We start from the raw sequence: 10139 nt of genomic DNA on the forward strand, positions 1-10139 counted from the left end.
AGACGGACGACATGGCCTGTTATGTCCTCGCAGACGGTCTGGATTCGGATCAAGAGCTGCGCAGCGCAGAAATGGCTGTCAAAACAGTGCTGGAAAACTTCATGGAGAAGCCCACCATGTCCAAACGGCGCTTGATGAGAGATCTGCGTGAAGCGCAGGAATGGTTGCAATTTGAAAGTCGTCGCGTTCGGCTCAAGGCCAGTTTGCTGATGGTCGTAACCAACTACAACAAAATGGTGTACGTTTCGTGCGGTAATGTGCGGCTATATCATTTTCGCAATGGAAGACTTAACTTTCGCAGTAAGGACCATAGCCTGGCTCAATCACTGGCAGATGATGGACGTATTCCAGACGAAGCGACCAGTACACATGAGGAACGAGGCAATCTGCTGGAATACCTGGGAAATCCGAATGGGGTTCATGCCCATTATGCCAAAAAGACACAGCTTGCAGAGGGCGATGTCCTGCTGCTCGCAACATCCGGGATGTGGGAGGACGTTGAGCTGGCGGAAATGCTGGGTGCGCTGGAGGAAGCGAAGGACCCGGTCATGCTGACGGATACATTGGAAGAGGTTCTGCTGAGCAAGCAGCGCCGAACGGTGAATAATTACACAGCTGCCGCTATTTATGTCAATAAAGTGTTTCAGGAAAAGCCTAAAAATCGCCGCAAGCTGATCAAACGGATTCTGATTGCATTGCTTGTTTTTATTGTGATGGGCACGGGAGCATGGATTACACTGGCACGTATGGCTGCGAATAAGGCGGCTGCGCTGGAAGCGATGATCGAGTCATCCCAGACTGCAGATGATTACGCAAGGACGGGGGATTATGCGAAAGCGCTCAAATCCTACAGTGAAGCGAAAAATGCGGCGATTAAGATTAACGATAAAATTCACAAGCGACTGTATACAGCTGAGCAGAAAGTATCTCAATTGATGGTTGATGGAGACGGCTATGTGGAAAAGGCGGACTTTACCAAAGCTGAAGCCAGCTACGAGAAAGCACGGAAAAGTGCCGGGCTATATCCACCGTTTAATGTGAAGGACATTGAGCATAAAATCGACCAACTGGACAGCTATGCTGAGACGGCGAGCTGGATGAAGGACGGAGATTTAAAATTCCAGGGTGGCGATTATACCAATGCGCTTAAGCTGTACAAAAAAGCAAACAAGGCAGCGATGGAATCCGGTTATAAGTCCGCACAAAAAGAGCTGGAAAAGAAAATAACCGAGACCAACGACAAATTAACATCCATCCAGCAGCAGCTCAAGGAGATTCAAGCTGGCAAGCTTCAGGCCAAAGGGGATCGGATGATGAAGGATCTCGATTATGAAGGAGCCATTGATGCCTATAGCGGGGCCCAGGAGATTTATCAGGAGATTGATAAGCTCGAAAGCGTTCTGGCAATGGAGCGGAGCATAGCCAAAGCGGAGGAAAAGCAGAGCGCAGAGCAGCAGAAAAATGGTCAGCTTCCTGCTGGATTGGGATTGTCTGACGGAGCGATGAATGAAATGGACGCAGGGGGCGCGGCGAATGTAGCTCCATCTTCCGCTGCGGCAACCCCGGCCACAGCATCGCAAACGAAGGCTGCGCCGACAGCTTCAGCGGGTACGACGCCCGCTAAAAAGGAAGCTTCTCCGGCTGCAAAGGGCAGTGGTACGGGAAATGGCAACGCCGCTTCGACCAAGGCGGACACCAGCAAAGAGCAAGGAACTGCTGATTCCGCTGCTAAAGCAGCCGGGGAATCTGATCCACCAAGTCAGGATCGGCCTGCGGCTGACGGAAAATAAAGTTTTTAATGTTCAATGAATGCTGGAGCCGGAAAGGAGTGAGACGTCGTGAAAGAGCTGGTACAGGACCGTTTGAGCAAGATGGACGATTTAGAGCAGAGACGTTTGCTGAAAAACATGATGGCCGGGGTATTTATGAACCTCGTTGAATATCAGGAAGAAATGACCCGCCAGCTAGAACGGCGGGTATTTGAGGAAATTGAGAATACGGAAGAAAAGTTTGATGTGTATGTGTCATTGACTTCACGTGAGGACTATGACCCGATTCATGAATTTTTATATCCTGTGCTGCCTTCTGATGCAGAAGAAAAACAGGTAGACATCAGTCAGGTGGCAGAAGTGGTTCGCGAGGGCGGGGAGATGCCGCTCTTTACGCTTTTTCTTGAGATGGAGACCGAACGAATCTCGGCACTGGTACGCAGCAAACGAATTTTCTCAGGAATGCTGGACACGGAAACCGGACACTATCCGATTCGTTTTCGTCTGGAGCATAACCGCTCTTATATTTTGGAGATTGAGCAGTTATATCATACGTTTATGCAAAATGGCATGCCGTGGAAAACGATTAATCACCCATACGCTTATAAATTTGTGGACTGTGTATTGATTGGTGGAGACGGCGAGCTGGCCGCCCATGAGGAAATTCATGAAATTACAATTTCGTTGGAGGAATTCGACAATTTTAAGAAAGCCGATGTTTTTCCGCTGTGGAACATTGAAAGGCTGGCTCTAAAGAACAGCGGTTTTCCTATACCCGCTATGGATCGTGTGAACTATGAGCATGTGCTGCCATTGCGTAAAACAGGACCAGAGCATGGCTACCTGGTTGACGGGACTGAAAGTGATATTCGCTATATCAAGCGGACAGAAGAAGAAATGACGATTGTTACGCCACGTGATAAATCTGGCGAATGGAATGTGCTGAAGGTTACGAAACCAATGACCACAAAACTTAGTCGTCAGACTTACCCGGTATTGTCCAATCGGCGGCAGGACAGCTTTTTGGGCCGCTATGCAGGGAAACAGGCCGTGATTGTCCGTGCCAAAGCAGAGATCACGCGCATCGTCAATTCGTTTGAAGCGGCACAAGGGCTTGAACTGGAATGTGTGAACATCTGGGGAGGCGCAGGAAGAAATGATATAAGCAACCTTGTAACCCAAACCCAGACCTACCCGCTTAATCCATTTGTCAGCGATAATGTACGCACAGAAGATGGCAAGCAGATCATGCGTTTGGGGTTTAGACGTGGCACGGAGGATGTTTTGTCCCTCGCACCTGCTTACATGTTATCCGATTTAATGAGCTTTCTAGTGTCGGAAGTGCAAATGTATTTTCCCGAGTACAAGTGTGAAGGAGAATGGGTGTGAATTACGTCTGGGATTTGCTCATGCGGGCGAGGGAACAGGGACTGGATGTAGATAAATTCCGCTTTGTACCCGCTGTCAGCTATTCCCCGTATATGGAGCTTAGTTTGGCAGAGTTGAATACGTCCCATTTGGAGCAGGTAGTAGAGATTAATCCATACTACCGCTTTTATTCTATTTTTCGGGATTTATTTCCACCGGATGCAGCAGAATGTCTGGAACTGAGAGAATCGCTATTTGATATCATGATTCATTTTTTGGCGGAAATCGATTTATATCAAGGGATGAATCGACGAGAGTATCATATAAGGTTTGTTCAGCGTGATATTGCGGACGGTATCTTTGGTCCGAAGGTAAAGGAAGGCTTTGGGCAATTAAACCGTGAGGATCGGGATGCGATTGCGGAAGGACTGCTGCGCCTCTATGAAACAGGGGAGGCCGTGCATCTGCTAAAACAAACGATGCGCCGCGTTTTCCATCGCTCGATCATTTACACCAACTGTGAGGAAAAAGACGAACTGCTCATATATATCGGTCAGGAGGAGACGAAGCTGTCGCGAATTAAAGTCGATTTGATTCTGGATTTGTTTCTTCCGGCACGATTTACGACGGAATTGTATTGGACAAGCCATTTTGGCATTTTGGAGGAAGATCCTACGATGAAAATAGACGCTATCGCCCTCTATTAAGGCTGAATGGCTAAGAAAGGACATGTGAACGATGAACGGACCCTATACATACAGGTTGCTAGACCCGCTCACCGATCGAAAAAGCGCTCGCAGTATGACGAAATACACGCGGGCGGAATTGGAGCAAATGACGACCTTTCAGTTGCGCGGGATATGTGATAAGGAGCGACTGGTCGAGGGCTTTGCGAATCGTCTGGCACGTGAAGAATTAATTCGCGTGATTTTGCGATTTCGGAGCGCAGAGGAGCATCTACTCATCACAAGGCCAAATCCTGGCGGTTTTGAACGCATGGAATCGGCACTACAGCGCAACTGGAATGACCGCCGGCAGGAAAGCAGCGGTATCCGGGTTCCCGCCAAAATCACCCTGTATCAGGGAGTGCGCACAGGTCGCATGGACAACTACCGGATCGAGTCCGATTTGCCGTGGCTGAGCTCTTCTAATGTGCTGCTGGTGAATGCGACAGGAGAACTGTGCGGTGTTTTGAATTTGGTGAAGGATGAGGGGCGAGCAGGCGTATATTATCTTTCTCGTCATCGCGATGCTGAACTGCGGGAGACATCCAATCATAGTTATAGCCTGCTGTTTCTACGAAGACAGGAATCAGAATACTTTTATAACCTCTACTATGGAGATAAGCCGATGCTGCCGCTGAAGCTTCAAGGTCACCGCATTCCGGTGGCCGAACTGATTATTCGGGGCACGGAAACAACCGATGCGGTACTGGCGATTGATTTTGGTACCTCGAACACCACGGCAGGTGCTTATTTGGACAGTTCCTACGTTACGGCTCCTGATACAGGCTTGAGCAGCACGGTAAGGTTGAACGCCATTAATTATGTATCCTTCCCCGGACCGGAGGGTACGGAAGGCGAATGGATCGAAGTGTTGCCGACCGCCATTCGCGTCGCGGACTGCTCCAATCCTGAGCATATCGTTTATGGTTTTGGGGAAGAGGCACTACGTGGAAGCGATGTGGCAGGCAGCCGTGCCACGGTATTGCGCGGGATCAAGCGTTGGGTCAATGACTATAAGCGAATCGAAGAGTTAATGGATTCTGAGGGGAATACAGCAACCGCTTCCCGCAGTGATATTTTGGCGGCGTTTATCCGTTATGTGATTGCTACTGCGGAGCAGCAGTTTAAGTGTCGATTTCGCAACCTTCACTTTTCTGCTCCGGTCAAGCTGCAGCCCCAATTTATTGAAATGTTTAGCGATATTTTGCCTGATTACCGGATTGAAGCGGAGGATGCGCTGGACGAAGGGCTGGCCGTACTGTACAACACGCTGGCAGACCAGATGGAACGAGGGACTTTCGCGGACGGTCAGGAGTATCAGGCACTTGTCATTGACTGTGGTGGAGGGACTACAGATTTGTCTTCCTGTCGCTTCCGGATTGAAGATGGACGGATTGCCTACAAGCTGGATATTCACACAACGTATGAAAATGGGGACACCAATTTTGGCGGCAACAATCTGACGTATCGGATTATGCAGTTTATGAAAATTGTATTTGCAGGGTATTATGCTGCGGAGACGCGTTTGCCTGACACCGATATTGATGCCCTGATCGGCATTCCTTCGGGAGATTTGTACCGTCATGTGGATGAGTTTGGTGTAGATGCTGTCTATGCAGGGCTGGAGGAACGATACCGTGAGGCAGAGGCGATTTTGCCTACCGCGTTCAAACGGTATGAGCATGCTACACGGGATGAATATCAGCGGGTGCTGAGCAATTTTCATCTGTTGTGGAGTGCAGCAGAAAATATGAAAAAGGAATTTTTTCTACGTACAGGGATCTTGCGCAGCCGCTTCGAATCCGAGCAGGTATTATCCGCTGAAAGCGACCTGAACATTGCAGTCATGGATCGTTGGCTGGTTTCAGTCATCGAGAACGGACGGTTCCGTGATGAATATGGCTTGCCTGACGTGGTGTTTAACATTCGGGAAATACAGCAGCTTCTTAAGGCAGATATCTATAATATTGTGGGCAAGTTTTTGGATGACTTTTATTTGGAGGGACGCTTGCAGGATTATTCGATTATCAAACTGACCGGACAGTCCTGCCGGATAGACGTGTTCCGCGAAGCACTCAAGGAATTTGTGCCAGGGCGCAGTATTGAGTTCCGACAAAAGGCAGAAGACCTGAGCCGGGTACCTGAGTTGAAAATGGCCTGTCTGCGCGGGGCTATCCGCTATCTGAACGCGAAAAAAATGGGGACGATTGAGCCTGTCATTACCAATCATATTCCAGCTATTCCGTATACAGTCAGCGCATGGACACATACGGGACGGGAGAAGGAGCTGATTGCGAGTTTGGAAAGCAATCGGGTACGCGGTTCGATTTCCCGGCCGTCTCAAGCAGCCGAAGTGGAATTCTTTCTAACGGCCAACGGCGGCAAGTTGCGTCAGCGTCATGTGTACCGCAGTCGGCCAGATGCTTTTGAACCCATGCCGTATGAGGAAATTGCTGGGCTGTACGGGCAGGATATCCTACAGGATGATACGGACTCCATTCGCAATGAGGAGACGAAATATTTTGTTTTTGTCGGGGATAGCCGTTGGGGTTTTTATGTAGTGCCGATTACCCGCCGTGATGAATTGCTGTATCTGGGTCCCAAACGCTTTTTTGCCTTTGAAAATGATCTCTCCGAGCTGGATTTCTTTGATGGTACTAAGTAGGAAATTAAGATTTTGCAAAATGCCGAATCAGAAATATACACAACGCTTGGAGGGGATAAGGTGCTGTACGAAGGTTTTTGGAAACGAACTTTAGCTTATATCATTGATAGCATTCTTTTAGGATTTGTATTTTTCATCATTGGCTTGATCTGGATTGTGATTCGGGCCTTGGGAGATTGGATACCGTCTCCCGCAGAAACATCTTTGCTGTCAGACAGAGCGACTTCTATTTTGACAATGAAAACAGTAGGACGGACATTGCTGAACTGGGGAGTTATATGGCTGTATTATGCGCTCATGGAATCGTCCAAATGCCAAGCCACAGTGGGCAAGCTAGCTCTCGGCATCGTTGTAGTAGATGAGTTTAACCACAAGCTTAGCTTTGCACGGGCAAGCGCGCGCTACTGGAGTAAGCTTATATCGTTCATCATTTTGTTCGTCGGCTTTATCATGGCAGGCTTTACGGCGAGAAAACAGGCCCTTCACGATCTGATCGCCCGCACCTATGTTTTGGATAAACGCGAGCTGAATTATATACTTCGCGAGCAGGAGCAACGCGGAGCCGGGATGTAAGGATATCAACAGATTCAAAGATTACGATGAACTGTAGTTTTCAATCAGGGGGAGCACGATGGATATACGCAAATTATTAGAAAAGAATCTTCGCCGATTTACTGCATTACTTGGAAGAAATAAAGCTGAGCCCACAGATGACGGAGTTATGGTACCGCCTCCCGCGCCCGGTGTGAACCGGCTATCTGTTCCCCTGAATAAAGAAGAATAGAGAAAGAAAGAAGGGGAGCACCATGTTAACGCATATCGTTCCGAAGTTTGAAAAAGGCCGTATTCTCAAAACCGAGATGCTGGAAAACCTGCGGGACTACCCCCGTAGTTTTCTGGATATCCGGTATCAGGATTATTCGGATGGCATCATTACAGGAATGAACGTAACTGTCGGGGAGCACACGCTGACCGTAGACAGAGGCATTGTGAAGCACAACGATAAACTGTACCTGCTGGAGCAGGAGTACGAAGTGCCGTATGCAGCCACGGGAAGGCTGTCGGTGTTGAAGCTGCACTTTTTAGAGCCAACAGATCGTCCGGATTTCGTCGCTCATCATGCAGATATTGTGCTGGAGGAAGAGGCAGAATTCAGTCTGGATGAATTGGAGCTCGGCCGATTCAAACTTAAAGACGGTGCCGTGCTTCGCTCGAAGTATCAGGATTTTGCCGACATGGCTACAGAATTCAATACATGGAGTGATATCCATGCCCCCTTTGCAGGCCTGAAGCAGAGTACATTGCGACCGGAAACGATGCGCTATTTCGCATCCGAGCTACTTAAAAGTGGTGCAACAGATCCGATGGATTGTATGTTTGCGTTGATGTGCCTGAACTCGGAAGTTGTAGGCAGGGAATCCATTCAGCATTATATTGCAAACCGAAACGCTACGGAATACAGAGAGTATTCTCATGCTCAGTTGCATAGACAGTTAGTTCTAATTTTAGAAGGCGCCGGACGTGGAAAACGAGCAGCAGGCCGTTGGCAGGACGGCGGAGCCGGACGGATGATTGTGGATTAGAAAATTAGGTAGAGGAGTGTGCGTTATGAAATATGAGGATGAGAAAATTTTGGATCTGCTCCACGAGATGGAGAAGCTGAAGAGGCCTAACGATATTTTAGCAGGTCCCCTAATCATTGACGGTCAATCCTATAGGTTTGAAGAGCGATCTTTCTTTAGCGACCGGCTAAAAATGCATGTCCCCTCTAACTTTACTCCTATGCCCAAGCATTTACAAAAGATTAAATATCCTCATGAGCAACGTCCAGAAATAATTTTGACAAATGATTTGGGAAGTGTGGATGTTACGCTCAATCGGGTGGATCAGACATTACAAGATGAATGGGTGAAACAACTCACTTCAGGAATGAAGGCAATGATGAAAAATATGAATCCAGCCCATGTGTTTTATGAAGAAAATGTGGAAGAGATTCATGGGAAGCAAATTGGCTACTTTGACTTTAAAAGTCCCGCACTGGACCAACCCATATACCACAATATGTTCTACTTTGAGCTGGAAGGACAGACGGTCATGGGAACATTTTGTTGTCCGTATAAGCAGTATGCTGAATGGCGAGATGTTGCCCTGCAAATGATTCGTACCATTCAAACGGTTGACGAGGCAGAAAAGGAGGGAAATGAATGAGTAACCCCATTTACACTACAGCAGATGTTCAGGTGACCCCTTATCAGTTTCAGCGTGTATTAAGTATTCATCTTATTAAACAGTTAAACGAACATGTAAGCTTCTGCATACGTGGCATTGTTTCGGAGGACAAGCTGGATCGATACGTAGAGAAAGCAGATGAAGATGAACACATCGAAATCTTCTTAAAAAGTGAAGGTAAGGAGATTCGGTTTTTCCAGGGAATCGTGACGAATATTGCTGTAAAAGCTGTAAACGGAGTACGCGAGCTTACGATTGAGGCTAGCAGTGAAACCTTAATGATGGACATTCGCCCTAAACGTCGTTCGTTCCAAAAAACAGCGGAATCCTATAACAATCTATTTTCGTATGTTACAAGTTCATATACTAATGCAGAAGTGATAGATGAGGCTTCTCGTGGCGCAGCGATCGGTGAATTATTGGTGCAATACAATGAAACCGACTGGGCCTTTATCAAACGAATTGCTTCTCGGCTGCATGCTGCCTTAATTCCAATTACGATGCAACAAGGATTAAAATATGTGATTGGTGTCCCTCATTCTAGTTCCCCTCAACCGCTGAACGAACATAATTATTCCATAAAAAAAGACTTGAAAGAGCATAAGCTCATGTCTCGTAACGGACTGCCGGAATATGGCGAGTCTAACAGTTTGAGCTATGAAGTGACCAGCAACAAAATTCTAGAGCTGGGCAGTTCCGTTATTTTTCATAAAAGAACGCTTTACATAGCTAGGGCGGAGACGGTCACCGAAGGAAATTTGATCGTGAATCGTTACATTTTACGGGATGCACATGGGTTAAAATGCCCAACCGTTTATGCCTATGATTTGTCAGGAGCCTCTCTGTTTGGCAAGGTGATTGATATTTCCAAAGAAAAAGTGAAAATCAAGCTGGAAATTGACCAAGGCTCAACTGCATCTGGGGCTATGTGGTTTCCCTATTCTACTGTCTATTCATCTCCTGATGGAAGCGGTTGGTATGTTATGCCGGAAGTAGGGGATCAAATTCGTCTGTACTTTCCGGATGAACGCGAACAGCATGCTTTTGCTGCTAGTTCTGTCGATCTTGCCTCTTCTGATCCTGTTAAAAGAAGTGATCCTGCAGTCAAAAGCATTAGCACCAAATACGGCAAACAAGTCGTTTTCAAACCAGGTGCAGTCGAAATTATCAACAGTGGACAAATGCTCATGCGCCTGACGGATGAAGGCGGGATCGAGATTAACAGTAACAAAAAAATAACCCTGTCTGCCCAGGAAGATATCCAAATTACAGGTGGAACAAAAATTATTATGGAGGGAAAAGAGGGCGTAAGTTTCATTCAATCTGGAGCCAAACTCGACATCATGGACGATGTGAGATTAACCGGGGGTAAGGTGAACATTG

9 protein-coding genes are annotated in these 10139 nt (G+C 47.4%); all 9 read left to right on the top strand.

What is annotated here, in order from left to right; translation table 11 throughout:
• A partial coding sequence (locus AC5V8P_RS19060) for a PP2C family protein-serine/threonine phosphatase (protein ID WP_495473779.1) occupies positions 1-1790 on the top strand: 1790 nt, incomplete at its 5' end.
• A 48-nt stretch (positions 1791-1838) separates the two neighbouring features.
• Positions 1839-3158, top strand: coding sequence for a hypothetical protein (locus AC5V8P_RS19065; protein ID WP_064796821.1), 1320 nt, complete (start codon positions 1839-1841; stop codon positions 3156-3158).
• Entirely contained in the window at positions 3155-3844 is a 690-nt protein-coding gene (locus AC5V8P_RS19070; RefSeq protein WP_081276806.1) for an iron-dependent peroxidase, read from the top strand. Before AC5V8P_RS19065 ends, AC5V8P_RS19070 begins: the two co-directional genes overlap by 4 nt.
• Before the next feature lie 31 nt (positions 3845-3875).
• Positions 3876-6527 carry an Hsp70 family protein gene (locus AC5V8P_RS19075; RefSeq protein ID WP_064796820.1) on the top strand — a complete coding sequence of 884 codons (2652 nt, stop codon included), beginning with the start codon at positions 3876-3878 and terminating at the stop codon, positions 6525-6527.
• A 60-nt stretch (positions 6528-6587) separates the two neighbouring features.
• The gene (locus AC5V8P_RS19080; RefSeq protein ID WP_064796873.1) at positions 6588-7100 is read left to right on the top strand and encodes an RDD family protein; all 513 of its coding nucleotides are present in this window, start codon (positions 6588-6590) and stop codon (positions 7098-7100) included.
• Positions 7101-7158: 58 nt separating this feature from the next.
• Positions 7159-7311 carry a hypothetical protein gene (locus tag AC5V8P_RS19085; RefSeq protein WP_196771856.1) on the top strand — a complete coding sequence of 51 codons (153 nt, stop codon included), beginning with the start codon at positions 7159-7161 and terminating at the stop codon, positions 7309-7311.
• A 22-nt stretch (positions 7312-7333) separates the two neighbouring features.
• Positions 7334-8110: a hypothetical protein gene (locus AC5V8P_RS19090; protein WP_064796819.1), complete on the top strand. Its 777-nt coding sequence runs from the start codon at positions 7334-7336 to the stop codon at positions 8108-8110.
• Between the two features lie 25 nt (positions 8111-8135).
• Positions 8136-8735, top strand: a complete 600-nt coding sequence (locus AC5V8P_RS19095; RefSeq protein ID WP_064796818.1) for a hypothetical protein — start codon at positions 8136-8138, stop codon at positions 8733-8735.
• A partial coding sequence (locus tag AC5V8P_RS19100) for a phage baseplate assembly protein V (protein WP_495473780.1) occupies positions 8732-10139 on the top strand: 1408 nt, incomplete at its 3' end. The genes AC5V8P_RS19095 and AC5V8P_RS19100, both read left to right, overlap by 4 nt.

It is taken from the genome of Paenibacillus sp. N119s, from assembly GCF_059447605.1.

Coding starts and splice junctions, on each gene's coding strand:
- AC5V8P_RS19085 (WP_196771856.1), top strand. CDS start 7,159: ATGGATATACGCAAATTATTAGAAAAGAATCTTCGCCGATTTACTGCA.
- AC5V8P_RS19095 (WP_064796818.1), top strand. CDS start 8,136: ATGAAATATGAGGATGAGAAAATTTTGGATCTGCTCCACGAGATGGAG.
- AC5V8P_RS19075 (WP_064796820.1), top strand. CDS start 3,876: ATGAACGGACCCTATACATACAGGTTGCTAGACCCGCTCACCGATCGA.
- AC5V8P_RS19090 (WP_064796819.1), top strand. CDS start 7,334: ATGTTAACGCATATCGTTCCGAAGTTTGAAAAAGGCCGTATTCTCAAA.